20 protein-coding genes are annotated in these 26957 nt (G+C 62.0%); 10 read left to right on the forward strand and 10 right to left on the reverse strand.

Annotated elements, in window-relative coordinates; genetic code table 11:
• Positions 1–45: 45 nt before the first annotated feature.
• A complete protein-coding gene (gene ycaC / locus VXM67_RS01560; protein WP_023382993.1) occupies positions 46–675 on the reverse strand; it encodes an isochorismate family cysteine hydrolase YcaC in 630 nt (209 codons plus the stop codon).
• Positions 676–808: 133 nt separating this feature from the next.
• Here ycaC (VXM67_RS01560) and VXM67_RS01565 point away from each other — a divergent pair, with 133 nt between their 5' ends.
• Both VXM67_RS01565 and VXM67_RS01570 read left to right on the forward strand, forming a co-directional pair.
• Positions 809–1720: a LysR substrate-binding domain-containing protein gene (locus VXM67_RS01565; RefSeq protein ID WP_023382994.1), complete on the forward strand. Its 912-nt coding sequence runs from the start codon at positions 809–811 to the stop codon at positions 1718–1720.
• Between the two features lie 127 nt (positions 1721–1847).
• On the forward strand, positions 1848–3110 hold the full coding sequence (locus VXM67_RS01570; protein ID WP_027907843.1) for an OprD family porin: 1263 nt from the start codon (positions 1848–1850) through the stop codon (positions 3108–3110).
• A gap of 85 nt (positions 3111–3195) precedes the next feature.
• Here the strand turns inward: VXM67_RS01570 and VXM67_RS01575 are convergent, their stop codons facing one another.
• From VXM67_RS01575 to ycaC (VXM67_RS01590), 4 genes are all read right to left on the reverse strand, one after another.
• Positions 3196–5034 carry an amidohydrolase gene (locus tag VXM67_RS01575; protein WP_315696489.1) on the reverse strand — a complete coding sequence of 613 codons (1839 nt, stop codon included), beginning with the start codon at positions 5032–5034 and terminating at the stop codon, positions 3196–3198.
• A 370-nt stretch (positions 5035–5404) separates the two neighbouring features.
• On the reverse strand, positions 5405–6223 hold the full coding sequence (locus VXM67_RS01580; RefSeq protein WP_023382997.1) for an alpha/beta hydrolase: 819 nt from the start codon (positions 6221–6223) through the stop codon (positions 5405–5407).
• A 38-nt stretch (positions 6224–6261) separates the two neighbouring features.
• Positions 6262–6828, reverse strand: coding sequence for an antibiotic biosynthesis monooxygenase (locus VXM67_RS01585; RefSeq protein WP_023382998.1), 567 nt, complete (start codon positions 6826–6828; stop codon positions 6262–6264).
• Positions 6829–6944: 116 nt separating this feature from the next.
• The gene (gene ycaC, locus VXM67_RS01590; protein ID WP_023382993.1) at positions 6945–7574 is read right to left on the reverse strand and encodes an isochorismate family cysteine hydrolase YcaC; all 630 of its coding nucleotides are present in this window, start codon (positions 7572–7574) and stop codon (positions 6945–6947) included.
• Positions 7575–7907: 333 nt separating this feature from the next.
• Here ycaC (VXM67_RS01590) and VXM67_RS01595 point away from each other — a divergent pair, with 333 nt between their 5' ends.
• From VXM67_RS01595 to VXM67_RS01605, 3 genes are all read left to right on the forward strand, one after another.
• Positions 7908–9311, forward strand: a complete 1404-nt coding sequence (locus VXM67_RS01595) for a PAAR domain-containing protein (protein WP_023382999.1) — start codon at positions 7908–7910, stop codon at positions 9309–9311.
• Between the two features lie 392 nt (positions 9312–9703).
• The gene (locus VXM67_RS01600; protein WP_367237462.1) at positions 9704–10303 is read left to right on the forward strand and encodes a hypothetical protein; all 600 of its coding nucleotides are present in this window, start codon (positions 9704–9706) and stop codon (positions 10301–10303) included.
• Positions 10304–10615: 312 nt separating this feature from the next.
• Complete coding sequence (locus VXM67_RS01605) at positions 10616–12043, forward strand: mechanosensitive ion channel family protein (protein WP_023383001.1); 1428 nt, start codon at positions 10616–10618, stop codon at positions 12041–12043.
• A 52-nt stretch (positions 12044–12095) separates the two neighbouring features.
• Here the strand turns inward: VXM67_RS01605 and VXM67_RS01610 are convergent, their stop codons facing one another.
• On the reverse strand, positions 12096–13382 hold the full coding sequence (locus VXM67_RS01610; protein ID WP_023383002.1) for an FAD-binding oxidoreductase: 1287 nt from the start codon (positions 13380–13382) through the stop codon (positions 12096–12098).
• A gap of 196 nt (positions 13383–13578) precedes the next feature.
• Positions 13579–15069, reverse strand: coding sequence for an aldehyde dehydrogenase family protein (locus VXM67_RS01615; protein WP_023383003.1), 1491 nt, complete (start codon positions 15067–15069; stop codon positions 13579–13581).
• Between the two features lie 136 nt (positions 15070–15205).
• Here VXM67_RS01615 and VXM67_RS01620 point away from each other — a divergent pair, with 136 nt between their 5' ends.
• On the forward strand, positions 15206–16096 hold the full coding sequence (locus VXM67_RS01620) for a LysR family transcriptional regulator (RefSeq protein WP_023383004.1): 891 nt from the start codon (positions 15206–15208) through the stop codon (positions 16094–16096).
• Positions 16097–16258: 162 nt separating this feature from the next.
• Complete coding sequence (locus VXM67_RS01625) at positions 16259–17653, forward strand: VOC family protein (RefSeq protein ID WP_023383005.1); 1395 nt, start codon at positions 16259–16261, stop codon at positions 17651–17653.
• Between the two features lie 55 nt (positions 17654–17708).
• On the opposite strand, the gene VXM67_RS01630 is transcribed toward VXM67_RS01625, so the two are convergent.
• Positions 17709–19616 carry a methyl-accepting chemotaxis protein gene (locus VXM67_RS01630; protein WP_023383006.1) on the reverse strand — a complete coding sequence of 636 codons (1908 nt, stop codon included), beginning with the start codon at positions 19614–19616 and terminating at the stop codon, positions 17709–17711.
• 212 nt (positions 19617–19828) lie between these two features.
• Positions 19829–20755, reverse strand: a complete 927-nt coding sequence (locus VXM67_RS01635; protein ID WP_027906675.1) for a LysR substrate-binding domain-containing protein — start codon at positions 20753–20755, stop codon at positions 19829–19831.
• A gap of 155 nt (positions 20756–20910) precedes the next feature.
• On the opposite strand from VXM67_RS01635, the gene VXM67_RS01640 reads away from it, so the two are divergent.
• Positions 20911–22308 carry a NorM family multidrug efflux MATE transporter gene (locus tag VXM67_RS01640; RefSeq protein WP_023383008.1) on the forward strand — a complete coding sequence of 466 codons (1398 nt, stop codon included), beginning with the start codon at positions 20911–20913 and terminating at the stop codon, positions 22306–22308.
• A 24-nt stretch (positions 22309–22332) separates the two neighbouring features.
• Here VXM67_RS01640 and VXM67_RS01645 read toward each other — a convergent pair whose 3' ends face one another.
• On the reverse strand, positions 22333–23991 hold the full coding sequence (locus VXM67_RS01645) for a bifunctional diguanylate cyclase/phosphodiesterase (RefSeq protein ID WP_023383009.1): 1659 nt from the start codon (positions 23989–23991) through the stop codon (positions 22333–22335).
• A gap of 298 nt (positions 23992–24289) precedes the next feature.
• Here VXM67_RS01645 and rep point away from each other — a divergent pair, with 298 nt between their 5' ends.
• Both rep and VXM67_RS01655 read left to right on the forward strand, forming a co-directional pair.
• Positions 24290–26299: a DNA helicase Rep gene (gene rep, locus VXM67_RS01650; RefSeq protein WP_367237464.1), complete on the forward strand. Its 2010-nt coding sequence runs from the start codon at positions 24290–24292 to the stop codon at positions 26297–26299.
• A 64-nt stretch (positions 26300–26363) separates the two neighbouring features.
• On the forward strand, positions 26364–26936 hold the full coding sequence (locus tag VXM67_RS01655) for a xanthine phosphoribosyltransferase (protein WP_023383011.1): 573 nt from the start codon (positions 26364–26366) through the stop codon (positions 26934–26936).
• The last annotated feature ends 21 nt before the right edge of the window (positions 26937–26957 follow it).

Raw genomic sequence — 26957 nt, forward strand, 5'->3', positions numbered from 1 at the left:
GGCCCCTGCGACAGGGGCCGGCCTCATCCTTCAAGCGCTTTGGCGTTATTTGCCGGCGGTGAGGGCGTTGTAGGTGGTGATCAGGTTGCGGTAGTCCGGGATGTGGTTCGAGCACAGCGCCGCCAGACCCTCGATGTCGTTGCGCCAGTCGCGGTGCAGCTCACAGGCCACGCCGAACCAGGTCATCATTTGCGCACCCGCCTGGCTCATGCGGTTGTGGGCAGCATCGCGGGTCATCTCGTTGAAGGTGCCCGAAGCGTCGGTCACCACGAACACATCGAATTCTTCCTCCAGGGCCGACAGTGCCGGGAACGCCACGCACACTTCGGTCACCACGCCAGCGATGATCAGTTGCTTCTTGCCGGTGGCCTTCACCGCCTTGACGAAGTCTTCGTTGTCCCAGGCGTTGATCTGACCAGGGCGGGCAATGTACGGGGCATCCGGGAACAGCGCCTTGAGTTCCGGTACCAGTGGGCCGTTGGGGCCTTGCTCGAAGCTGGTGGTGAGAATGGTCGGCAGGTTGAAGAACTTGGCCAGGTCCGCCAGGGCCAGCACGTTGTTCTTGAACGTGTCCGGCTCGATGTCGCGCACCAGGGACAGCAGGCCAGCCTGGTGGTCGACCAGCAGCACGGCAGCGTCGTCTTTGTTCAGGCGGTTGTATTTGAACTGGGTCATGGTCGTCGCTCCTAAGGGGTTCTGATCTTCAGTAAGTGGGGTGTTTCGCGTTGATGAGCAAAGATTAGATTCATCACCTTTGGCGCGGTAGACTGCGAAAATTGTCCTTAGCGTTCCATTTGGAGAACGATCATTGGAAGACCTCAACTCCCTCTACTACTTCACCCAAGTGGTCGAGCACGGTGGATTCGCTCCCGCAGGGCGAGCGCTGGACATGCCCAAATCCAAGCTCAGCCGGCGCATCGCCGACCTTGAGGACCGCCTGGGTGTGCGCTTGTTGCACCGCACCAGCCGGCACTGTTCGCTGACCGAGATCGGCCAGGCCTACTACAACCGATGCCTGGCCATGCGGGTCGAGGCCGAAGGCGCAGCGGAGATCATCGAACGCAACCGCAGCGAACCACGCGGTCTGGTGCGCATCAGCTGCCCGACCACGCTGCTCAACTCCTGGGTCGGCCCCATGCTGACCCGCTACATGCTCAAGTACCCGCAAGTGGAGCTGTTCATCGAGAGCACCAACCGCCGCGTCGACCTGCTTCATGAAGGTTTCGACGTCGCCCTGCGCGTGCGTTTTCCACCGCTGGAGAACACCGACATGGTGATGAAGGTGCTGAGCAACAGCACCCAGTGCCTGGTCGGGCACCCAGCCTTTCTGGAACAACTGCCAGAGGGCTTCGACCCGCGAAAACTCGGCGAACTTCCCAGCCTGCATTGGGGCAGCGCCCAGCGCGAGTATCAGTGGGAACTGTTCCAGGGCGAGGACATGACGCACAGCCTGGTGATCCCGCATACACCGCGCATGGTCACTGACGACTTGTTCGCGCTACGCCACTTCGTCGTGGCTGGCGTGGGTATCGCCCACTTGCCACGGGTAGCGGTGCGCGAGGACCTGGCCGAGGGGCGGCTGGTGGAGTTGCTGCCGCAGTGGCACCCGCGCTGCGGTATCGTGCACGCGATCTTCCCGTCGCGGCGGGGCTTGCTGCCTTCGGTGCGGTCGTTGATCGATCATCTGGCGGAAGAGTTCGCGGCCAGCGACATGGCTTGATTCGGGTCCCCTGGCCTTATCGCCGGCAAGCAGGCTCCCACGGGAGCGGCCCAATGCCTCTTGCCCGTGATGAGGCCAGCACACCCATACAAGAACCTCACACGTCGCTGGTGCACAGTCCCGGCTCATGCATAACGGAACCTTACCCCCTCGCGCCCTGCTGATCGCCTTCGCCGCCCTCGGCCCTGCTTTTGCACTGGCCGACGAGCCAGGCTGGTCACTGCTCAGCCGCAACTATTTCTTGCACAGTGACTTCCGCTCGCCGTCACCCAGCGGCCAAAGCTATCGCCAGGAATGGGCCCAGGGTTTCATCGGTGAAATTCGCTCGGGCTTCACCGAGGGCACGGTCGGCCTCGGTGTGGATGCCCACGGTTTCCTGGGGCTCAAGCTCGACGGTGGACGCGGTCACGCCGGCACGGGTCTGTTGCCCCGAGACAGCGACGGGCGCGCTGAGTCTGACTACTCCAGCGCAGGCGCTGCGCTGAAAATGCGCCTGGGCAACACCGTGCTGCGCTATGGCGAAATGACAGTGGAAACGCCAGTGTTCGATACCGGCGATAAGCGCCTGCACCCGGAGTACGCCACAGGCTGGCTACTGGAAAACACCGACTTAACCGACTGGCGCGTGCAAGCCGGGCGATTCACCGCGTTCAATAATCAAGACAACAGTTCGACGCACGACGACTTCGCCGGCTACGGCGCCAGCACCCATGGGCGCGCGATCAGCCTGGCGGGTGTCACTTTCGCCCCCAACGGTCCGTTTGGCGGAGCACTGTTCGCCTCGCAGCTGCAGGACACCTGGAACCAGGCCTACCTCAACCTGAACCTGGCGGAAGGCCGCTGGCGGCTGGACGGCAACCTCTATCACACCCGCGATACCGGTGCAGCCAGTGCAGGCAACATCGACACCCTGGCTTACAGTCTGGCGGCCAAGTACAGAGCCGGCGCCCAGGCCGTGACCCTTGCCTATCAGAAGGTCGAGGGCGACACCCCGTTCGACTTCGTCGGCGGCGACTCCATCTACCTCGCCAACTCGATCAAGTATGCAGACTTCAACGGACCCGGCGAACGCTCGTGGCAACTGCGCTACGACCTGGATTTCGCCACCCTCGGTGTGCCCGGCCTGAGCGTGATGGGGCGCTACGTCAGCGGGCGCGGCATCGATGGCAGCCATGCTCCGGCGGCGGGTGCCTATGTGTCGCAACAGGGCAAAGGAGGGCGCCACTGGGAGCGTGACCTGGACCTCAAGTACGTGGTGCAGTCCGGCGCTGCCAAGGACCTCGGCGTGTCGCTGTCCCACGTCAGCCATCGCGCCAACGAGGCCCAGGCGGGCGACGATATCGACCGCCTGTACCTCATCATCGAATACCCGCTCAAAGGGGTTTTCTGAACTGAATCGCTGGCAAGCCGGCACCTACAAGATCGTATAGGCGCCAGGTTGCCAACGGTGGGGGCCCTGATGGCCCCCGCTTACCTCAGAACGCGAAGCACGAACAACCCAACGCTCCCCAGAAGCCCTGGAAGTCACTGACCGGCACACTGGAATGGCGAGCCTTCTCATGACTGTGGGCATGCACCCCACATGGGCCAACGCACTGGTGCAAGGCCGCCGCCATTGGCGCGCCGGCACGCCAGTGCCCTGGCACCTTGGCCACTGGCGACCACTCTGGCAGCACGGGCACCTGCGCCGGGCCGAGCTTGTCGAACTCTGCCGCGCCGTACACCACCTTGCCATCGACGATGGTCAGCACCGACTCGATCCCTTTGATGGCTTCTTCCTCGACGCTGAAGAAGTCCAGCGACAGTGCGGCCAGGTCTGCCAGCTGGCCGACCTTGATCTGACCTTTCTTGCCCTGCTCGCTGGAGAACCAGGCGCTGCCATGGGTGAACAACTGCAGTGCGGTCTCGCGGCTCAGGCCTTCGGGGTACAACTCCAGGCCTCCAACGGTCTTGCCGCTGACCAGCCAGTACAGCGAGGTCCATGGGTTGTAACTGGACACGCGGGTCGCATCGGTACCGGCCCCGACGGGGATACCTTCGGCCAGCATGCGCTGGATCGGCGGGGTCTTCTCGGCGGCCTTGGCGCCATAGCGGTCGACGAAATACTCGCCCTGGAAGGCCATGCGGTCTTGAATCGCGATGCCACCGCCCAGGGCGCGCACGCGCTCGATGTTCTTCGGCGAGATGGTTTCGGCATGGTCGAAGAACCACGGCAGGCCGTTGAACGGGATGTCGCGGTTGACCTTCTCGAACACATCGAGCATGCGCGAGATCGACTCATCATAGGTGGCGTGCAGGCGGAACGGCCAACGCTGCTCAACCAGGTGACGCACCACCGGTTCGAGCTCTTGCTCCATGGTCTGCGGCAGGTCAGGGCGCGGTTCGAGGAAGTCTTCGAAGTCGGCGGCGGAGAACACCAGCATTTCGCCGGCACCGTTGTGGCGGAAGAAGTCCGTGCCGTCGCCCGGCTTGACCTTGGTGGTCCAGTTCTTGAAGTCCGCCAGCTCTTCCTTGGGCTTTTGGGTGAACAGGTTGTAGGCAATCCGCACGGTCAACTGGTCATTGTCGGCCAGCTCTTGGATGACCTGGTAGTCGTCCGGGTAGTTCTGGTAACCACCGCCGGCATCGATGGCGCTGGTCAAGCCCAGGCGGTTGAGCTCACGCATGAACTGACGGGTCGAGTTGACCTGGTATTCCAGCGGCAGCTTCGGCCCCTTGGCCAGGGTGGCATACAGGATAGTGGCGTTGGGACGAGCGATCAGCATGCCGGTCGGGTTGCCGAACTTGTCGCGCTGGATCTCGCCACCTGGCGGGTTCGGCGTATCCTTGGTGTAGCCCACGGCCCTGAGCGCTGCGCGATTGAGCAGCGCACGGTCGTAGAGGTGCAACAGGAACACCGGGGTGTCGGGTGCGGCCTGGTTGATTTCCTCCAGGGTCGGCATGCGTTTTTCAGCGAACTGGAATTCGTTCCAGCCGCCCACCACCCTCACCCACTGCGGGCTTGGCGTACGCTCGGCCTGATCCTTGAGCATGCGCAGGGCATCGGCCAGCGATGGCACGCCTTCCCAACGCAGTTCGAGGTTGTAGTTCAGGCCACCACGGATCAGGTGCAGGTGCGAGTCATTGAGGCCGGGGATCACGGTGCGTTGCTTGAGGTCGATGATCTGCGTGGCGGAGCCCTTGTGGGCCATGGCCTCGGCGTCGTTGCCCACGGCGATGAAGCGGCCATCCTTGATGGCGACGGCAGTCGCGGTGGGCTTTTCGCGGTCAACGGTGTGCAGTTTGCCGTTGAACAGAATCAGGTCGGCGGTCATGGAACCTCCTTGGGTCGATGCGTGAGCGGAACCGGCTTGGCCGGTGAAGGGCAATGCGGACCAGAGCGCGCCAGCGGCACCGAGCAGGGTGCTGGTGGCGATGAACTGGCGACGGGTCTTGTCGTTGGGGTCCTGGGACATGGTCTTCTCCGTCTGGCTGGGGCGGCAGGCGACTGCCGAGCATGCCGGTTCGCGCCGGGCTAAGGATTGGATGGATGTGCGGTGAAGTGGTTGAAGACTAGCAACCACTCGGATTCGTGCCGCCTGCCCCAGCCCTTTGGCCGGCAAGCCGACTCCCGCGGATCCCAGTGACGACACGATCGATGCGGGAGCCGACTCGCTGGCGATGGGCCGCACAGCGGCCCCGCCTTCAGCGCTGCAGGAACGCCAGCAGGTCTTCGTTCAGCTGTTGCGCATGGGTCACCGCAAAGCCGTGCGGTGCACCGCTGTACACCTTCAACTCGGCCCCACGGATCAGTTCCGCGGCACGCTTGCCGGTGGTCTCGAACGGCACGATCTGGTCGTCATCCCCGTGGATTACCAGGGTTGGCACATCGATCTTGGCCATATCCGGACGGAAGTCGGTCTCGGAGAATGCCGTCACGCAATCGAGGGTGCCCTTGATCGACGCCATCAGGGCGATATTCAGGGTCTGGGTCTGCACGCCCTGAGATACCTGCTGCCCATGGTTCAGGCCATAGAATGGCGTGGCGAAGTCGGCGATGAACTGTGCGCGATCGGCGCGCAGGCCAGCCTTGATGCCTTCGAACACCGAAAGGTCGACACCCTCCTGGTTGCTTTCGATCTTGCCAAACACTGGCGTCACCGCCCCCAGCAGCACCAGGCCGGCAACGCGCGCGCTACCGTGACGGGCGATGTAGCGGCTGACATCGCCACCGCCCATCGAGAAGCCCACCAGGGTTACCTCGCGCAGGTCGAGGTGTTCGATCAGTTGTGCGATGTCATCGGCGAAGGTGTCGTAGTCATAACCGGTCCACGGCTGATCGGAGCGGCCAAACCCTCGACGGTCGAAGGCGATGGCACGGTAGCCACGGCTGGCCAGGTACTCCATCTGCGAATCCCACATGTCGGCGTCCAGCGGCCAACCGTGGCTGAACAGTACAGGCTTGCCGCTGCCCCAGTCCTTGTAATAGATCGAAGTGCCATCGCGGGTGACGAGTGTGCTCATGTCGGTATCTCCTTGAAAGTCTGCAGGTGAGGTGTGAATCAGCCGCGCAGCCACTTGGCGCAGCGGCGGGTTACCCAAGGCATGATGTAGAACACCACGGGCAGGATGACGAACAGGTTGACGATCAGGTTGCTGGTAACCCGGCCGCCCAACAGCGGGAAGTGCGCGAACAAGGGTGCCAGCAGTTGAGGAATGACCAGAGTCATCGGACAGATCACCAGGTAGGTCAGCAGCGCCTGCTTCCAACGCGGCGGCGGTGCAACGCTGGTGCTGGGCGGGGTGAACCAGAACTCGGGATCTTCGTGGACCTGGGTGTGGTCACCGTCTTCGAGCAGCGGCAGCACCTCTTCGACCAGCGCCTGGCGTTCGGCCGAGTTGACCCAGGCCTGCAACAGACTGGCATCGGCAAAGCGAACCACGGTGGTGAAGTGGCGCCCACCGTCGTCGGGGCGAATGACATTGACATCCAGGTGCCCCGGCTGACGGCGCGCGGTGCTGACCGTGCGCTTTAGCCACGCCTCGTAGCCCGCCAGCGACTCGGCGCGGACCTTGTGTTGGATGACCAGGGTCACCACGTTGCGGTTGTCTTGGAATGCGGTGTTCATCGGCGTTCCTTGGGATGAGCTTGCCCGCATCCACTGTGCAACGGCGGACGGGCTGAGGATTGGATGGGTGTGCTGCCTTGCCCGGGCACCGATGCTTGGTGCCCGGGCGGCGGGGCTTACTTGCCGGCGGTGAGGGCGTTGTAGGTGGTGATCAGGTTGCGGTAGTCCGGGATGTGGTTCGAGCACAGTGCCGCCAAGCCTTCGATATCGTTGCGCCAGTCGCGGTGCAGCTCACAGGCCACGCCGAACCAGGTCATCATTTGCGCACCCGCCTGGCTCATGCGGTTGTGGGCAGCATCGCGGGTCATCTCGTTGAAGGTGCCCGAAGCGTCGGTCACCACGAACACATCGAATTCTTCCTCCAGGGCCGACAGTGCCGGGAACGCCACGCACACTTCGGTCACCACGCCAGCGATGATCAGCTGCTTCTTGCCGGTGGCCTTCACCGCCTTGACGAAGTCTTCGTTGTCCCAGGCGTTGATCTGACCAGGGCGGGCAATGTACGGGGCATCCGGGAACAGCGCCTTGAGTTCCGGTACCAGTGGGCCGTTGGGGCCTTGCTCGAAGCTGGTGGTGAGAATGGTCGGCAGGTTGAAGAACTTGGCCAGGTCCGCCAGGGCCAGCACGTTGTTCTTGAACGTGTCCGGCTCGATGTCGCGCACCAGGGACAGCAGGCCAGCCTGGTGGTCGACCAGCAGCACGGCAGCGTCGTCTTTGTTCAGGCGGTTGTATTTGAACTGGGTCATGGTCGTCGCTCCTAAGGGGTTCTGATCTTCAGTAAGTGGGGTGTTTCGCGTTGATGGGAGAAGATTAAAACCAGACCCTTTGGCGCGGAAGATAGTGAATTTTGGCTTTAGCGTTCCATTATGTGAACGATCTGAGCACACCGTTACAAGCGTTGCCTACCCGCTCGGCTCCACGCACACGACATACTTTTGGATACCTTCACCCTAAAAGCAGGACCTTTCCTACAGGTCAATCTGCATCTTGCGTAAGGCATGTCTTAAGCGCTGCCCCGCCCGAAAATAGGGGCCTTCAGAGTGATAGCTTGCCGGATTCACATCTCAGGGAATCGAGACATGAATCAGCGCACCAACATTTTCGGTAACGGCCAAGGCCTCGACGGCGACGTCACCACCACAGGTGCCACGTGCATCGCCAGCCATTCCCGGGGCACGTTCAATGGCCGCCGGTGGTTGATCGAAGGCGACCGAACTACCGCCTGCCCACGCTGTGGTGAGGAAGGCGTCATCATCGAAGGCGAGCAACGTTGGATGCAGGACGGTCGGCCCACCGCCGTGGACGGCTCGCTGGTCAAGTGCGGCTGCCCGTTGGGCAGCAACCGCGTGTTGGCGCCGTTGAATCAGGGCCCTGCACCGCGTCGCATGACGGCGGCTGGAACCGTTGTCGAGGCACAAGCCCCAGCCCAGGCAACCCCGCACGTGAACAGGTACCGGCCTTCGGCATTTCAATCATCGACCGCGCCTCAAGGCATGGAGCCTGGCTTCTATATCGTGCCGCGGTGCATGACCTACCAGGAGGTTCTGATTGAGCTCGGCGCGCAGCAGGCGAACCTGCCGAGCTCGATTCTGCAGCGCCTGAACCCGACTTATCAGCAAGGGTTCAAGGCAGGAGAGATCTTCGTCATCGGCGACGGCCTGAGCCGACCGGTTTGCACCCGTGAAGAGCTGTATTCGATGAGCGCGGCAAAACAGGCGCGGGAGGCATTGGCAAGCCTGACGCCGGAAGAGGCCGAGTTCATGATGCAACATCAGGCCGACATTGCCGGATTGCTTGGTGAGGTGAGCCAGGCGATGGGGGTGAGCGAGGCGATGCTGGCAAAGTCGCTGGACGAACTGGGTCTTATATTGCGAAAGATTGAAGAACTGCATCAGCAGCAGTTTGCCAAGTACGGACACCTGCATAGCAAAGAGTTTTTTGAAGAACGCATGAAGCTACTCAAGCAATTAAATACAATTTTGAAAGCGACCGTTCTGAACAAGCGCCTTAACCTTGGAAATTATGAAACCCTACGCCGACACCTCGGAATTTCGTCAAAAAGCCTGGTGCACCACTGGAGTAAAATAGGGGCGCCAGGCCAGATTCCCGGCTATTCGACACACCTCAATAAGCTGGCAAGCATCTCTAAGTATTTGAAGGCAGGAGGACGTCTAGGCGTTGCTATCGGAGGGGTTGGTTCGGCCATGAAAGTTGCCGACGTATGCCGAGCGGGTAATACAAGAGCCTGTGAAAAAGTCAAGATCACTGAGGCGGGAAATTTTTCCGGCGGTTTAGCCGGGGGCTGGATTGGAGGTAGAGCAGGATCAAAATTGGCTGCGACAGTTTGCATTAGACCGGGTGCCGGCGCCTTGATATGCGGAATAGCAGTAACTGGATTAGGAGTCTATGTCGGCAGCACACAAGGGATGGACGGCGGAGAAGTACTTGGGGAAATACTTTTCGAGGCCTTTCAAGATGATTGATAACCTCGACTTCAAGGTAAAATTATTCTCATTGGCCGCTCCTTTCTTCATAGGCTTGACCGGGCTGGCAATGGATATCCATATCGCCTGCACTCGCCACTATAAAATAATGACGTCAGCACTTCAAAGAAGCCCATGCCTGTCATACGCCACAACGCTTTGGGGAGAGACCAGTTTACGTTCGAGAGTACTCGTTATTTCCATGATAGCCGGCACCCTCACATCTCCTAAATTCTGCATTCGCAGAGGTTCACTAGACGCGCAAGACTACAGGGCGTTCCCTCACCGCCTCAAAAAAAGACTCATTATATCCTCGCAATTAAACGTAGCCGCATGCATCTGGCTAACTTTCAATCATTTCTTCATGTAACTTTCGCGGCGGGAGCAACAAATTGAACAAACCCCTGACACATAACACCGAGCAACAATCACACCTACCCAATGATCGCACTCAGTTTCACGTAGTCTCTATATCAAAATACGCAATCATGGGGGTATTCACCCTTGGCCTTTACATCGCATACTGCAATTATCGACACTGGCTACATATTCGAGGCCAACGCGGATTAAAACTCACTCCGCTGCTGTGCACGCTATTTGGCGGACTCACAATGTATTGGTTAATGAAAAACATAGTCGCCCGCAGCCGCGAGGTGAATCAATCTGTCGAAGGTGCACTCGGCGTCACGTTGATGTGGTGGATTCCCTATTTGGTCACGCTGTCTTGGGATTTGTTTAATCCCGAGAATTTCCTTAACAGCCTACCCCTGATGGTCAGGTTTTTGATGACTATCACTCTCGTCTTTGCGATCGCGACCTTTGGCACCGTTTCACTGTTGAGAATTCAGCAAGCCGCCAATGCATGTGCAGGTGATCCACTGGGACTGCAAAACTCTAAAATCACCTGGGTTAATATTTTCTGGATAATGATCAGCTGGTTGCCGATCACCGCCATTTTCGTCTACGTGGCAGGTCACGCAGCGCTGATTTGACCCCAACATTTACCTAGTGTCCTGTCTCGGAAATAAGCTCTTCACTTTTGGCGGCGTCCTGGGCTTTCGGCCTGCGTTGCCACTCCTCGCCATAGCCCTGCTATGACTCGTCGCGGCGCCTTTGCCGAACACCCAGGCCACTCGCCAGAAGAGAACGTATTTCCAAGACAGGACACTAGCCTGGACCAAAGGGGCCGTTTCAGTGGCAGGGCAACGGCCCCCGCCACTGGAGAAACCTCACCCCTCCCCCATTGCCTGCCACCTCAACCTACTCTATTACTACCCGCAGCCCTCCCTCATCCCGAGACCATCATGCTGGCGTTCATCCAGTCGTCCCCGTTGTTGCTCGGCACCGCCTTGATCCTGCTTGACCTCGTGCTCTGGCAACTGATCCCCCTCCAGCGCCACGCCTGGCGCATCGGCACGCGGTTGGTGATCTTCCTGCTGTTCAGTTCGGTGCTGGTGGCCGCTGGCATGAGCCCGCTGCAACCGCCACCCTGGCCAGACGATGTTTCGCGTAACCTGTTGGCCACGGTGCTGGCGATTGGCTGGTGGCTGTTCGGCGCACGAACGGTGACCGTAGTGTTCGGGCTGCTATTGGTGGCACGGGGCAGCCACGGCGGTCGGCTGTTGCAGGATGTGCTAGGGGCGTTGATCTTCCTGGCGGCGGTGGTAGCTGCCGCGGCTTACGTGATGCAACTGCCCGTGAAGGGCCTGCTGGCCACCTCTGGTGTCATGGCCATCGTCATTGGTCTTGCGCTGCAAAGCACTCTGGCCGACGTGTTTTCCGGCATCGTGCTGAATACCACCCGGCCTTACCAGATCGGCGATGCTATCTCCATCGACGGCACCGAGGGTAAGGTGGTGGATATCGACTGGCGCGCCACGCGCATGATCACCGGCAGCGGTAGTCTGGCGGTCATCCCCAACTCCGTGGCGGCCAAGGCCAAACTGCTCAACCACAGCCGTCCCATCGACCGCCATGGGGTGTCAATCAGCGTGGTGGTGCCTGCCAAGGTGCGGCCGAGGCGGGTTTTCGATGCCCTGGAGAAAGCACTGCAAGGCACCAGCGCCCTGCTCGCGAACCCCGCGCCAAAGGTTACTGTCAAGGCCTCGACACTGGAGTCGGTCGAGTACGAGGCCAGTGGTTTCATCGCCGACATGGCGCGCAAGACCGAAGTGCGCAACCAGCTGTTCGATCTGGCACATCGGCATCTGGAAGCCAGCGGTGTGATGTGGAACGTCGACTTGGCCATGCCTGCGCGCAGTCGCCAGCGTGAAGTGCTGGACGAGGTGCGCGTGTTCCGCTCGCTCACCGACGAAGAGCGCGACACCCTGAGCCAGCGCATGACCGCTGTGGAGTACCTGGCCGATCAGGTGATCCTGGGGGTGGGCGAGCAGTCCGATCACCTGCTGGTAATTGGCAGCGGCGTGGTCTCGGCGTCGGTACGCGACGGTGACAAGCTGCTGGAGGCTGGGCGTATGGGACCGGGAGAAGTGCTGGGGATCGAGGGTCTGATCGACGAGGACGATTCGTTCGCCGAATTCCGCACGCTGACCAGCTGTGTGCTGTTCCGCATCGACAAGGAGCAGGTGCGCAGCTGCCTGGCCCAGCGGGGCGAGGTGCAGACCGCGCTGACCAAACTGCAGCGCTTCCGGCGCCAGAGCCGGGAGTCGCTTTTGCTGCAAAAGCCGGCCCTGATCAAGAAGGGCGGTTTCCTAAGCTGGCTGCACAAGTAGGCCGTTGTTGGAACGGGCCCCATCGCCGGCTTGCCGCCGATGAGGCCATCAGCTAGAGCACGACTCTCAAGCACTGCCCGGCATGGTACAGCGAGAACCCAGACTCGTAGAACGCGGTGCGCAGCGACGGCGCACTGACCCCCGTCATCGGCGAGAAGGGAATCGGCAGGCTGTCCGGATCATCTTTGAGCAGGAACTCAGCGAACGCCCGGCCAATCACCGTTCCGGTGGTATTGCCACGCCCGTTGTAACCCGTCACCGCCACCAATCCGGGCGCAGGCTCGAACAGGCGCATCAGGTGATCTGGAGTGAAGTCGATGCAACCGGTCCAGTGCATCTCCCACTCGACCTTGCCCAGTTCGGGGTAGTAGTGGCTCTGGATGCGGTCGGCCCAGCTGCGCACGAACCAGGTTGGCTTGTTGTCGACCCGGCCCAGGCTGCCAAGCAACAAGCGGCCCTGATCGTCACGGCGAATACTGCTGAGCACGGTGCGGGTATCCCACGAACCCTGGCCATAGGGCAGCACCTTGTCGGCGGCAGCACCCTGCAGCGGCTTGGAGGCCACCTGGTAGTAGTAGCCGCGGAAGAACTGCTTCTGCAGGTTGCTCCAATCGCCTTCGGTGTACGCGCCAGTGGATATCACCACCTTGTCGGCGCATACCGAACCGCGCGCGGTTCTTACCTGCCAGCCATCGCCGTCACGCGCCAGGCCTTCGACCGATGATTGCTGGAACACCTTGCCACCCAGGCGGGTGACAGCGGCGGCCAGGCCCTGGGTGTAACCCATGGGGTTGATGGTACCGGCGCGGCGGTCTAGCAGCGCGGCGGAGATCTTGTCGGTGCCGCAGTATTCCTGGCATTGCACGCCAGTGAGCAACTCCACATCGGCACCACGACGGCGCCATTGCTCGTGACGCGCTTGCAGGTCGGCAATACCGGTGGCGTTGTGCGCCATGTGTAGGGTGCCTTTGTGCTGCGCCTGGCAGTCGATGCCGAGGCGCTCGATCATGGCGAACACTTCGGCTGGGGCTTCACCCAGTACCTTGTTCAGGCGGCTGCCTTGCTTCTGGCCAAGCGTTGCCTCGACATCGTCGGGACGAATCCAGGTGCCAGCGTTCACCAGGCCTACGTTGCGCCCTGAGCCACCGTGGCCGATCTTCCAGGCCTCCAGCAGAATCACCGACTTGCCCTGTTCCAGCAGGTGGATGGCCGCAGACAGGCCAGTGATACCGCCACCGATCACGCAGACGTCAGCCTTGTGCTCACCGGCCAGGGCCTGGGCGGCGACGGTCGGTTTGGTGACGTGTTCCCACAGACATTCTTGACGCAGTTCGGACATGGCCCGGCTCCAGCGATTTGTTCTTGTTGGGGCCGCCAAGCGGCCCATTCGCGGCGGTACGACGAACCGATAAACCCGCTCACACAGGGGCCACACAGGCCTCGAGGGCAGTGGAGAACCTGTGGGAACGGGTATATTGGGTCGCCGCACCACTGCGAACCGGGGGCAACGCCCCCGGCCATGCAGCATCAATCCATCAGTCGAACACGATACCCTGCGCCAACGGCAGCTCACGGGAGTAGTTCACGGTGTTGGTCTGGCGCCGCATGTAGCCCTTCCAGGCATCCGAACCCGACTCACGACCACCGCCAGTCTCCTTCTCGCCACCGAATGCACCGCCGATTTCCGCGCCGCTGGTGCCGATGTTGACGTTGGCGATACCGCAGTCGCTACCCGAAGCACTCTGGAAGCGCTCGGCTTCACGAATGTCGGTGGTGAAGATGCACGAGGACAGACCTTGTGGCACTTCGTTGTTCAGGCGCAAGGCCTCTTCGAAGTCGTCATAGGCCAGCACGTACAGGATCGGCGCGAAGGTCTCGTGGCGCACTACATCGCTCTGCGCCGGCATCTCGGCGATGGCGGGCGACACGTAGTAGGCGTTGGGGTACTGATCGGCCAGCTGACGCTCGCCACCGAATACCTGGCCACCCTCATCACGGGCCTTGGCCAAGGCACCCTGCATCGCATCGAACGACTGCTTGTCGATCAGCGGGCCAACCAGGTTGTCTTTGCGCGGATCGCCGATGCGCACCTTGCCGTATGCCGCTTTGACGCGAGCAACCACTTCGTCCTTGATGGAGCGGTGCACGATCAGGCGACGCAGGGTGGTGCAGCGCTGGCCCGCGGTGCCGACTGCGGAGAACAGAATGCCGCGCACGGCCAGGTCCAGGTCGGCGCTCGGGGCCAGGATCATGGCGTTGTTGCCACCCAGCTCCAGGATGCTGCGGCCGAAGCGTGCGGCCACACGCGGGCCGACTTCGCGACCCATACGGGTGCTGCCGGTGGCGCTGACCAGCGGAACGCGTGGGTCGTCGACCAGGGCTTCACCCGCTTCGCGGCCGCCGATCACCAGTTGCGACAGACCAGCCGGAGCATCGCCGAAGGCTTTCAGGGCTTTCTCGAACAGCGCCTGGCAAGCCAGGGCGGTCAGCGGGGTCTTCTCGGACGGTTTCCATACCACCGAGTTACCGGCCACCAGGGCCAGGGCGGTATTCCAGGCCCAGACGGCGACTGGGAAGTTGAAAGCGCTGATGACACCGACCACGCCCAGCGGATGCCAGGTTTCACGCATGTGGTGGCCAGGACGTTCGGACGCGATGGTCAGGCCGTACAGCTGACGCGACAGGCCAACGGCGAAGTCGCAAATGTCGATCATTTCCTGTACTTCGCCCAGGCCTTCCTGGGTGATCTTGCCCGCTTCGATGGATACCAGCTCGCCGAGGTCGGCCTTGTGCTCGCGCAGCACTTCGCCGAACAGGCGCACCAGCTCGCCACGGCGTGGGGCCGGGACGCTGCGCCAGGCTTCGAAGGCGTTCTGCGCCCTGTCGATGCAGGCGATGGTCTCGGCTTTGCCGAGCAGTTTCACCGAGGCGATCTGGCTGCCGTCGATCGGCGTGTGAACAGGGTAGTCGCCCTGGGTGTGAGCCTCGGCGGCAACGCCAAGGCGCTCGAGCAATCCAGCAACCATTTGTGCTTCTCCTACATCGGGTGAAGGGATGGAAAAATGATGTGGATCAGTATTAATCCGATCACACCAGTGCAACAAACGACCTTTATTCCGCATATCATTCCGTCAGGTAATGATTTCTGCCACAGAGACCGCTATGTCAAAACGCCTGGTTCCCTCCATGACCGCCCTGCAGTGCTTCGAAGCCGCAGCCCGTCACTTGAGTTTTACCCGTGCCGCCGAAGAGCTGCACCTGACCCAGAGCGCGGTCAGTAAACAGGTGGCACAGCTTGAGGACATGCTGCGTCACCACCTGTTCCTGCGTATTCGCCGGCGTCTGCAACTCACGCCTGCCGGCAGCCTGTACCTGGCCGAGGTGAACAAGATCCTGACCCAGGTCGACATGTCCAGCCGCTATGTCCTGACCTATGGCGAGCAGACCGAGATATTGAAGGTAGCCACTCAACCGAGTTTTGGCGTGCGCTGGCTGATCCCGCACCTCAAGGGCTTCGGCAAACGCCACCCGAATATCCACTTGGATATCCGCAACGAAATGGAGCCTTTTGCCCTGCTGCAAGGCTCGGCCGATGTGGTGTTCTTCTACGGCCAGGGCACCTGGCCGGGCGCTACCTGCCTTGAACTGTTCCGTGAGGACGTGGTGCCGGTATGCGCGCCGGAACTGCTGGCCGGCCGAACCCTGGCCGATGCCGCTGAACTGGCGGAACTGGTGCTGTTGCAAAGCACATCTCGGCCAGAGGCCTGGCATGAATGGTTCCTGGAGCTTGGACTGCACAGTGTCAGCGCCTACCACGGACCACGCTTCGATACGTTCTACATGGCATTAAGCGCGGCGCAGGCGGGGTGTGGAGTGGCGCTGGTGCCCAAATACCTGGCTGCCAAGGAGTTGGCCGAGGGAAGCCTGGTCATCCCCTGGGATCATGCGATGCGTAGCGCGGGGGCGCATTACCTGGCGTATGCCGAACATGCGGCCGAGGTGCCGAAGGTGCGAGCGCTGATGGCGTGGATCAACGAGCAGTTGTCGGTTTGACGTTGTCAGGCGCGTGGCGCGGCCTGCCACATTCTGCAGCGGCGGTCGCAACGACCTCAGGGTCGATCAAAAAAGGAATGACACACTCACTTTTTTTCGCTTGTGGCCAACGTGCATTCCCAGTTTTCATGTAAGTGTCCGAACCCAACCAGGAAGCTTGCGATGCCCGCCCACGATTTCGTCAGCCCCGACAGCATCCGTGCGCAGTTCTCTGCCGCCATGTCACTCATGTACAAACAGGAAGTGCCGCTGTACGGCACGCTGCTGGAGCTGGTGAGCGAAGTCAACCAGCAGGTCATGACCCAACAGCCAGCAGTGGCCGAGGCCCTGCGCTGGACCGGCGAAATCGAGCGCCTGGACCAGGAGCGCCACGGCGCGATCCGCGTGGGCACCGCAGAGGAACTGGCGACCATCGCCAAATTGTTCGCCGTCATGGGCATGGAACCTGTCGGCTACTACGATCTCAGCTCGGCCGGTGTACCGGTCCATTCCACCGCGTTCCGCGCGGTGCACGAGCAGTCCCTGCATGTCAGCCCCTTCCGGGTATTCACCTCGCTGTTACGACTGGAGCTGATCGACAACCCGCCACTGCGTGAACTGGCCCAGACCATTCTGGCCAAGCGCAAGATCTTCACCCCACGGGTACTGGAGCTGATCGCCCAAAGCGAGCGTGACGGCGGCCTGAATGCAGTCGATGCCCACACCTTCGTCCAAGAGGCGCTGCACACCTTCCGCTGGCACCAGGATGCCACGGTGACCGCCGAGCAGTATCAGCAGCTGCATGACCAGCACCGCCTGATCGCCGATGTGGTGGCCTTCAAAGGCCCACACATCAACCACCTGACGCCGCGCACGCTGGATATCGACGCGATCCAGGCCGGCATGCCTGCCAAGGGCATCCCACCAAAAGCCGTGGTCGAAGGCCCTCCTACTCGCCGTCACCCGATCCTGTTGCGCCAGACCAGCTTCAAGGCGCTGCAAGAGACGGTCGCGTTCAGCGGTCAGCAGGGCAGCGAAGGCAGCCACACCGCGCGCTTCGGCGAAATCGAGCAACGCGGCGCGGCACTGACGCCCAAAGGCCGCCAGCTCTACGACACGCTGCTGGATGCGACCCGCGCGGCCCTGGGCGGCGCCCCGGCCGAGGCCAACGCCGAACGCTACATGGTGTTGCTCAAGGAGCAATTCGCCGCATTTCCGGATGACCTGGCCCAAATGCGCGAACAGGGTCTGGCCTACTTCCGCTACTTCCCCACCGAGAAGGGCTTGGCCGCACGGGATCAGGACGATCGCCCGACCACGCTGGAAGGGCTGATCGAAGCAGGCCATGTGCACTTCGAGGCGCTGGTGTACGAAGACTTCCTGCCGGTCAGTGCCGCGGGCATTTTCCAATCCAACCTCGGTGACGATGCCCAGGCCGAGTACGGTAGCAATGCCAACCGGGATGCTTTCGAGGCGGCACTTGGGCTGAAGGTACAGGATGAATTGACGCTGTATGCACAGAGTGAACAGCGTTCGCTGCAGGCATGTGCGCAGGCGTTGAACCTCGGCTCGATCTAAGCCTCGGTCATAAAGTCGCCGGCAAGCCCGCTTGCCGGCGACAGGTCCGTAGCAGTCAGCGGCCTACCCGAAATCGATCCACTTCCTGCCTCAACTGCGCTGCCAGCCCTTCCAGCTCCCGGGCAGTGAACGCCAGCTCGTTGGCCACGTCGCGTTGCTCGCTGTTGGCTTGCGCGATGCTCTGCAGGTTGCGGCTAAGCACCGTTGCCGTGCTGCTCTGCTCCTGTGTCGCGGTGCTGATGACGGCGAACTGTTCACCGGCAACGCGGCTTTGCTCATCGATGCGCGCCAGTGCCTCGGCCACTTTGTCGTTGCGCTCCAGGCCCTCCTGCATCAACTGGTTGCCCTGCTCCAGGGTGCTGATCGCATGCCCGGTCTGTTGCTGGATACTGGCGATCATGCCGGAAATTTCGTCCGTCGCCTGGCGCGTGCGGGCAGCCAGTCCTCGCACCTCATCAGCCACGACGGCGAAGCCTCGTCCCTGCTCGCCGGCCCGGGCCGCTTCAATGGCGGCGTTGAGCGCCAGCAAGTTGGTCTGCTCGGCAATCGCGGTGATCACCCCAACGATCCCACCGATTTCCTGGGAGCGAGCGCCCAGGGTGTCCATCACCGTAGCCGTGCCACCCAGCGCCTCGGCGATCTGGCGTAGCGAGCTCGATGCCTGATCCATGGCGTTACGGCCGATGCGGGTCTGCTGGGCATTGTCGCGGGCCATGCGCTCGGTGCCCGCCATGTTGTCGGCGATGTTCATCGAGGTGGCGCTGAACTCCTCCACCGCGCCTGCCATGCTGGTGATCTCGCCGGACTGTTGGTCCATGCCTTCGCAAGCCCCGGCCGACAACCCGGCCAACGAGCGTGCCCGCCCGCTGACTTGCTCGGATGCATTGCGAATGTGCTCGACCATGGTCGACAGGGCCTCGCCCATCTTGTTGAAACTGCGTGCCAGCTGGCCGATTTCGTCATGGCTGGTGACATTCAGACGTGCATTGAGGTCGCCTGCCCCGAGGGCTTCGGCCTGCAGCACCAGGTCATCGAGGGGCCGAAGCTTGCGCCGCAACAACCACAGGGTCGCCGCCACCGCCAGCAGCATGGCCAGCAGGCTGCCGATGGCCAGGCGCCAGCCGACGTTCCAGGTCACCTCACGAATCTCCGCTTCTGGCATGCTCGCCACCACCGTCCATGGGCCTTCGGCGAAGGGCGCGGTGACGCTGAACAGTGGCTGCTCGGCATTGGCCGGCGGAACCAGCCATTGACCTCGTTCATCACGCAGGGCCAGCGAGCCGGTTTCACCAATGCGGAACCGCTTGAGGTTGGCGAACTGGGCATTCTGCGCGTCGGTGTAGTCGAAGCCGACGAACAACACAGCTATCACCCGCCCACTGCCATCGCTGACCGGCACGTAGCGAGTCATGTAGTTGCGCTCGAACAGCACGGCACGCCCGACATAGGTCTGGCCCGCCATCAGCTTTGCATAAGCCGGGTGCTGACGGTCGAGCTGGGTACCGATGGCGCGGCTACCATCCTGCTTGGTCAGCGAGGTGCTGATGCGCACGAAGTCGTCACCGCTGCGCACGAACAGCGTCGCGACACCCGCGGTCATCTGCTGGAATTCGTCCACCTGCTGGAAGTCGTTGTTCAGCAGCCGCTCGCCCAAGTACAACGCAGGCGTAGCCTGGCCTGCGACATTGACGGTTTCACCGGCATGCACTGTCAGGCCCGAGGCGAAACGCCGCTCGAACAAGCCGCTTAGGCGCTGGGTGTTGTCCTTGAGCGAGCTGTGGAAGGTTTCGAGCTGGTCGGCCAACAGCCGGGCCTCGCTGGCCAGGTGCTGCTGGCGGGTGGCGAGGTTGGCCTGGTCCAACGAGCGCAGGGCGAACAAGGTACTGCCGGTGATCACCAACGCCAGCACGATGGCGAGGGCGATTCCGAGCTGCGAGGCGATGCGTGCACGCGGTTGCGACATGGGGAAGCTCCTGACAAGTGGCCGGGATCATCCTGATCACCCAGGCCACCTGCGGGTTATCGACGAAAATCGCATCCTCTTCCGGGACGCTGGTGCCAGAGAATCGGCGTCGCAAGCCAATACTTGAGTGTCGGGCCGGGATATTCGCAAACGTTTTCGTTGTTGCAGCAAGCCCAGGATCCCACCCAGCCCTGAAGAAGGCGGCTTGCCGGCTAGAGGGGAGGCAGCATCTGCACATCCGGCAAACTCACCGCAGCCGCCTCCTCCTGCAGAAACACGCTCAGCCGTCGCAACCGCTCGCCACCCGGTCGGGTGCGCGGCCACACCAGATAGTAGTCCATGCCACTGGGCACCGCCGTGGGCCACGGCAGGCTCAGGCGTCCTTGCGCAACGTCCTCCGCCACCATCAGCAGGTCACCCATGGAAATCCCATAACCCCTGGCAGCCGCAATCATGCCCAGCTCCAGCGTGTCGAATACCTGGCCGCCCTTGAGCGAAACCTTTTCGGCAAGCCCCATGCGCTCTAGCCAAGCCCGCCAGTCACGCTTGTCCGGCGTTGGGTGCAGCAACTCGATGCCCGCCAACCGGCGCTCGTCCCAGGGGCCATCCTTGAGCAAATCCGGCGCCCCCACCGGGATCAGTAACTCGCTGAATAACCGGCGCACTTCCCAGTCTGGTGGGAACACACCGTCACTGAGCAACACTGCACAGTCGAACGGCTCCTGATTGAAGTCCACATGGTCGACGTCCATCCAGGCGCTGGTCAGCTGCACCTCGTTACCCGACTGCAAATGGCGAAAGCGGCTCAGGCGTGCCAGCAACCAGCGCATGGTCAAGGTCGAAGGCGCCTTCATGCGCAGGATGTCATCTTCACCGCGCAGGGTATCGCAAGCCCGCTCCAGCGCGGCGAAGCCCTCGCGCACACCCGGCAGCAGCACCCGCGCGGCCTCGGTCAATTGCAGGCTGCGCCCGCTGCGTACGAATAGGCGACAGGCGAAATGATCCTCCAAGGTGCGAATGTGTCGACTGACCGCACTCTGGGTAATCGAGAGCTCTTCGCCAGCGCGGGTGAAAGAGCTCAGCCGAGCGGCGGCTTCGAATGCGCGCAGCGCATAGAGCGCAGGCAACTGACGGGACATGGGGCACCTGAAAGAGGGCGTGGAAAGGAATGCAGATAATCATATATGCATGAGTTCAACTCATGCCAAGCATCGCTATTATCCTTTTGTGGAAAGTTGACCAAAGCCTCAGAATCGTCGCCTCGCCTACAGGATAAGCATCAAGGACCTCAACCATGCATGTCGCGCCCGCTACTGAACTCAAGGCTTTGCTGCGCCTGGCGGGGCCGCTGATCGCCTCGCAGTTGGCGCACATGCTGATGGTGTTGACCGACACCTTGATGATGGCCCGTATCAGCCCACAGGCCCTGGCAGGTGGCGGCCTGGGTGCGGCGAGCTATTCGTTCGTGTCGATTTTCTGCCTGGGTGTGATTGCCGCAGTCGGCACTCTGGTGGCGATTCGCAAAGGGGCGAATGACATCGAGGGCGCTACCCGCCTGGCACAGAACGGCCTGTGGTTGGCCTGGGGTCTGGCGCTGGTCGCGGCCCTGGTGCTGTGGAACCTCGAGCCTGTGTTACTGCTGTTCGGCCAGAAGCCCGAGAACGTGGCCTCGGCGGCCGAATTCCTTACCCTGCTGCCCTTGGCCCTGCCTGGCTACCTGACGTTCATGGCCTTGCGCGGATTCACCAGCGCATTGGGTCGCTCGACGCCAGTGATGGTCATCAGCCTGGTGGGCACGGTGCTCAACTATCTGTTCAACGTCGCGCTGATCGAAGGCATGTTCGGCCTGCCCAAGCTTGGCCTGATGGGCATCGGCCTGGTCACCGCCGTGGTGTCGATGGGCATGGCCATTGCCCTGGCGCTGTACATCCACTGGCACCCGGCCTATACACCCTACCCGCTACGCCGGGGCCTGTCGCGCCCTTCCCTGCCTGCCCTGCGGGAACTGTGGCGGCTAGGTCTGCCGATTGGCGGTACCTACATGGTGGAGGTGGGGCTGTTCGCCTTCGCCGCGCTGTGCATGGGTGTGCTCGGTAGCACGGAACTGGCGGCGCACCAGATCGCCCTGCAAATCGTGTCCACCGCATTCATGGTACCAACCGGGCTGTCGTACGCGGTGACCATGCGAGTGGGGCTTTACTACGGCGCCGACAACCTGTTGGCGGCACGCAGCGCTGGGCGTGTGGGAATCGGCTTCGGCGCGATGATCATGTTCGCCTTTGCCGCGCTGTTCTGGCTGCGTCCGGAGATGCTGGTAGGCCTGTTCATCGACGGCGATGACCCAGCCTTCGCGGCGATCTACCAGCTGGCGGTAAGCCTGCTGATGGTCGCGGCCTGGTTCGAGCTGTTCGATGGCGTGCAGACCATCGCCATGGGCTCGATACGTGGGCTGAAGGATGCCAAGACCACCTTCCTGATCGGGCTGTGCTGCTACTGGCTGGTAGGCGCACCGGCAGCGTGGCTGCTCACCTTCACCCTGGGCGGCGGTGCGGTCGGCGTGTGGTGGGGGCTGGCCTTGGGGCTGGCGTGCGCTTCGGTGGCACTGACGATCGGCTTCGAGTGGCGGATGAAGCGGTTGCTGAAGTCCAGGGCACCTACGCTGGCTGGGCAGCTCGTGCATGGACCGCGATGAGCCCTGCGGGACCGGCGGTGCGTCTCAGGCCGACCGCCGCCCCGGAACCTGCAACAGGTAATCGATCAACGCCTCGACCGGCAACGGCTTGCTGACCAGGAACCCCTGTACCTGGTCGCAACCGAACTCGCGCAGCAACTGCATCTGCTCTTCGCTCTCCACCCCCTCGGCGACCACTTCGAGGTTGAGGTTGTGCGCCAGGTTGATCATGGCGTGCACCAACTTGCGGTTCTCTTCGCGCATCTCCATTTCAGCGACGAAGCTTCGGTCGACCTTGAGTAACGTGATCGGCAAGCTATTGAGGTGGACGAACGAAGAGAAGCCGGTACCGAAGTCATCCAGCGAAAACCGCACGCCAAGGCGCGCCAGGGCATCCATGGTCTGGCGGACCAGTTCGTTGCGACGCATGACGGCGGTCTCGGTAAGCTCGAACTCCAGCCAGCGGGCATCGACACCGTGCTCGATGATCAAGCGGCTCAGGGTAGCCAGCAACTGGCTGTCCTGGAACTGACGGAAGCTCAGGTTCACCGCCATGTGCAAGGGGGCCAGGCCCTCTTCACGCAAGGCTTGCATGTCACGCAGGGCGCGGGAAATCACCCAGTATCCCAACGGCACGATCAGCCCGCTCTGCTCGGCCAGCGGCACGAACTCACTGGGCGGCAGCAGGCCACGTTCGGCATGGCGCCAACGGACCAGGGCCTCCAGGCCAACGATACGACCGTCTTCCAGGTTCAATCGTGGCTGGTAATGCAGCTCCAACTCATCGCGGCGCAGCGCACGGCGCAACTCGCTTTCCAGGTCGGCCAGGCTGCGTGCGTTGCGGTTGATGCGCTCATTGAATACATGGAAGGTGCAGCCCTGGCTGCCCTTGGCCTGGCGCATGGCGATGTGGGCATGCCACATCAATGGGTCTGGCCCAGCCTGAGCGCGGGCATGGGCCAGGCCCAGGCTGCAGCCCAGCAGCAGGCTCTCGCCGTCTATCCAGAAGGGTTCGGCCAGCGCTTCGACGATCCGTTCGGCCATCCATTCGGCGCGGTTGGCATCGCGTCGGGTGTCGATCAGCAGGGCGAATTCGTCACTGCCCAGACGTGCCAGCTGGTCCCCCGCTTCCAGTTGCTGCTTCAGCCGGGCCACCACCTGCAAGATCAACCGGTCGCCGCTCTGGTGGCCAAGGGCATCGTTGACGTGGCGGAAATTGTCGAGGTCCAGGTGGCCAAGCGCCAGACCGCGCCCGTCATTCTCGGCCAGGCGCGCGGTCAGTAAGGCCTGGAAGCCCTGACGATTGGCGATGCCGGTAAGCGGGTCTTGTTCGGCCAGGCGCTGCAGGGTGGCCACCAGTACGCCGCGCTCACGCACATGGCGCAAGGATCGGCGGATGGCGTCGGCGCTGAGTTGATCGCGCACCAACCAATCGCTGACAGCCGTCGGTGGTGAGTCAGGCTCATGCTCAAGCAGCAAGATGGTGGGGAGTTCGCAACGCCCCGGCGCGGGTTGCAAGGCCGGGGTAGCCAGCACCACCGCTTGGCGGTCTTGGTTGAACAGGGTGTCGACAGCCTCCCAACTGGGTGCGGTCAGCAATACGGCGCTGCCGCCCAAGGGCAGCAGGCAGTCGCGCAACAGGGCAGCCCATTCCGGCTCATCAGCCAACAACAGCAAACGCAAAGGTTCGACAGGCGTGGACAAGCGGGCTCCTTAAAGGCTTGGACAGTGAAGCGTATGAGGCCGGATATGCTACTGCATAAATGAAAACGATTTTCACTTTTAGACATATCCTTGCCTGCAGTGCTCCCCGACGCATTTTGACGTGCATCCTGCGCGAAACTCGCTAAACCAGCAAATCCGATTTTTTTCTTGGATATCATGAGTCTGACTAATAGTAGCGAGAGACAAAAGTCTGACTCAGACGTCAGACGGTCGCGCCACAACTGCCCCATGCCTGTTAGAATGCGCGGCTATTTTCTGGCGACCCCCGGTTTCTAGCATGTCCCGACTCAATCCCCGGCAACAAGAAGCCCGAGACTACGTCGGCGGCCCTCTTTTGGTGCTCGCCGGTGCTGGCTCCGGCAAGACCAGCGTGATCACGCGCAAGATTGCCCACCTCATCCAGAACTGCGGCATCCGCGCCCAGTACATCGTGGCGATGACCTTCACCAACAAGGCCGCCCGCGAGATGAAGGAGCGGGTCGCTACCCTGCTGCGTCCGGGCGAAGGCCGTGGCCTGACGGTGTGCACCTTCCACAACCTGGGCCTGAACATCATCCGCAAGGAACACGAGCGCCTGGGCTACAAGCCTGGTTTCTCGATCTTCGACGAGTCCGACATCAAGGCATTGCTGTCGGACATCATGCAGAAGGAATACTCCGGCGACGATGGCATCGACGAGATCAAGAACATGATCGGTGCCTGGAAGAACGACCTGGTCCTGCCTGCCGAGGCGCTGGAGAAAGCGCGCAACCCGCGCGAACGGACCGCCGCAATCGTCTATACCCACTACCAGCGCACGCTCAAGGCGTTCAACGCCGTGGACTTCGACGACTTGATCCTGCTGCCGGTCAAGCTGTTCCAGGAACACCCCGACGTGCTCGAACGCTGGCAGAACCGTGTGCGCTACCTGCTGGTGGACGAGTATCAGGACACCAACGCCAGCCAGTACCTGCTGGTGAAGATGCTGATCGGCATGCGCAACCAGTTCACCGTGGTCGGCGACGATGACCAGTCGATCTATGCCTGGCGTGGCGCCCGCCCGGAGAACCTCATGCTGCTCAAGGAGGACTATCCCTCCCTGAAAGTGGTGATGCTGGAGCAGAACTACCGCTCCACCAGCCGCATCCTGCGCTGCGCCAACGTGCTGATCGCCAACAACCCCCACGCGTTCGAAAAGCAGCTGTGGAGCGAGATGGGCGTGGGCGATGAGATCCGCGTGATCCGCTGCAAGAACGAGGAAGCCGAAGCCGAGCGGGTGGCCATGGAGATCCTCACCCTGCACCTGCGCACCAATCGCCCCTACAGCGATTTCGCCATCCTCTACCGTGGCAACTACCAGGCCAAGCTGATCGAGTTGAAGCTGCAACACCACCAGGTGCCATATCGCCTGTCCGGCGGCAACAGCTTCTTCGGCCGCCAGGAGGTCAAGGACCTGATGGCCTACCTGCGCTTGCTGGTGAACCCGGACGACGACAACGCCTACCTGCGGGTGATCAACGTACCGCGCCGGGAGATCGGCTCGACCACTTTGGAAAAGCTCGGCAACTACGCCACCGAGCGCGGCATCTCGATGTACGCCGCCAGCGAAGAGCTGGGCCTGGGTGAGCACCTGGATGCCCGCTACACAGAGCGCCTGCAGCGCTTCAAGCACTGGCTCGATGGCGTGCGTCACAAGGTCGCCCTGGAAGACCCGATTGCCGCGTTGCACGAGATGATCCGCGACATCGACTACGAGAACTGGATCCGCCAGCAGACCGCCAGCGACAAGGCGGCGGAGTTCCGCATCAGCAACGTCTGGTTCCTGGTCGAAGCGCTGAAGAACACCCTCGAGAAAGACGAAGAGGGTGACATGACCATCGAGGACGCCATCGGCAAACTGGTGCTGCGCGACATGCTCGAGCGCCAGCAGGAAGAGGAAGAAAACGCCGAAGGCGTGCAGATGATGACTCTGCATGCGTCCAAGGGCCTGGAATTCCCCTACGTGTTCATCATGGGCATGGAAGAGGAAATCCTCCCGCACCGTTCCAGCATCGAAGCCGACACCATCGAAGAGGAACGCCGCCTGGCCTATGTGGGCATCACCCGCGCCCGCCAGACCCTGGCCTTCACCTTCGCCGCCAAGCGCAAGCAGTATGGCGAAATCATCGACTGCACGCCCAGCCGCTTCCTTGACGAGCTGCCGCCGGAGGACCTGGCCTGGGAAGGCCTGGACGATGCGCCGGTAGAAGTGAAAGCCGCTCGCGGCAATAACGCCCTGGCCGACATCCGGGCAATGCTCAAACGCTGATCAACCATTACTCTTTAACACTGCCGCTTCATGCGGCCACCTTTGCTACATCGAGGAATACACAGTGGAAGCACTGCAGCAGAAGATTCGCGAAGAAGGCATCGTGCTTTCCGATCAGGTTCTCAAAGTCGACGCGTTTCTCAACCACCAGATCGACCCTGCGCTGATGCAGCTGATCGGTGACGAATTCGCCCGCCTGTTCGCCGACGCCGGCGTGACCAAGATCGTCACCATCGAAGCCTCGGGCATTGCCCCGGCCGTGATGACTGGCCTGAAGCTGGGCGTACCGGTGATCTTCGCGCGCAAGCACCAGTCGCTGACCCTGACCGAGAACCTGCTGACCGCCTCGGTGTACTCCTTCACCAAGCAGACCGAGAACACCGTGGCCATCTCGCCGCGCCACCTCAACAGCAGCGACCGCGTGCTGGTGATCGACGATTTCCTGGCCAACGGCAAGGCTTCGCAGGCACTGATCTCGATCATCAAGCAAGCCGGTGCTACCGTGGCGGGCCTGGGTATCGTCATCGAGAAATCGTTCCAGGGCGGCCGTGCCGAGCTGGACAGCCAGGGTTACCGCGTCGAATCGCTGGCCCGGGTGAAGTCGCTGGAAGGTGGTGTGGTCAGCTTCATCGACTAAAGCCTGAGCACCTCTCCTGTA

The organism is Pseudomonas sp. Rh2 (genome assembly GCF_040762985.1).
Lineage (GTDB): Bacteria > Pseudomonadota > Gammaproteobacteria > Pseudomonadales > Pseudomonadaceae > Aquipseudomonas > Aquipseudomonas taiwanensis.

Coding starts and splice junctions, on each gene's coding strand:
- ycaC (WP_023382993.1), bottom strand. CDS start 675: ATGACCCAGTTCAAATACAACCGCCTGAACAAAGACGACGCTGCCGTG.
- VXM67_RS01570 (WP_027907843.1), top strand. CDS start 1,848: ATGCATAACGGAACCTTACCCCCTCGCGCCCTGCTGATCGCCTTCGCC.
- VXM67_RS01575 (WP_315696489.1), bottom strand. CDS start 5,034: ATGACCGCCGACCTGATTCTGTTCAACGGCAAACTGCACACCGTTGAC.
- VXM67_RS01580 (WP_023382997.1), bottom strand. CDS start 6,223: ATGAGCACACTCGTCACCCGCGATGGCACTTCGATCTATTACAAGGAC.
- VXM67_RS01585 (WP_023382998.1), bottom strand. CDS start 6,828: ATGAACACCGCATTCCAAGACAACCGCAACGTGGTGACCCTGGTCATC.
- ycaC (WP_023382993.1), bottom strand. CDS start 7,574: ATGACCCAGTTCAAATACAACCGCCTGAACAAAGACGACGCTGCCGTG.
- VXM67_RS01595 (WP_023382999.1), top strand. CDS start 7,908: ATGAATCAGCGCACCAACATTTTCGGTAACGGCCAAGGCCTCGACGGC.
- VXM67_RS01605 (WP_023383001.1), top strand. CDS start 10,616: ATGCTGGCGTTCATCCAGTCGTCCCCGTTGTTGCTCGGCACCGCCTTG.
- VXM67_RS01610 (WP_023383002.1), bottom strand. CDS start 13,382: ATGTCCGAACTGCGTCAAGAATGTCTGTGGGAACACGTCACCAAACCG.
- VXM67_RS01615 (WP_023383003.1), bottom strand. CDS start 15,069: ATGGTTGCTGGATTGCTCGAGCGCCTTGGCGTTGCCGCCGAGGCTCAC.
- VXM67_RS01620 (WP_023383004.1), top strand. CDS start 15,206: ATGTCAAAACGCCTGGTTCCCTCCATGACCGCCCTGCAGTGCTTCGAA.
- VXM67_RS01625 (WP_023383005.1), top strand. CDS start 16,259: ATGCCCGCCCACGATTTCGTCAGCCCCGACAGCATCCGTGCGCAGTTC.
- VXM67_RS01630 (WP_023383006.1), bottom strand. CDS start 19,616: ATGTCGCAACCGCGTGCACGCATCGCCTCGCAGCTCGGAATCGCCCTC.
- VXM67_RS01635 (WP_027906675.1), bottom strand. CDS start 20,755: ATGTCCCGTCAGTTGCCTGCGCTCTATGCGCTGCGCGCATTCGAAGCC.
- VXM67_RS01640 (WP_023383008.1), top strand. CDS start 20,911: ATGCATGTCGCGCCCGCTACTGAACTCAAGGCTTTGCTGCGCCTGGCG.
- rep (WP_367237464.1), top strand. CDS start 24,290: ATGTCCCGACTCAATCCCCGGCAACAAGAAGCCCGAGACTACGTCGGC.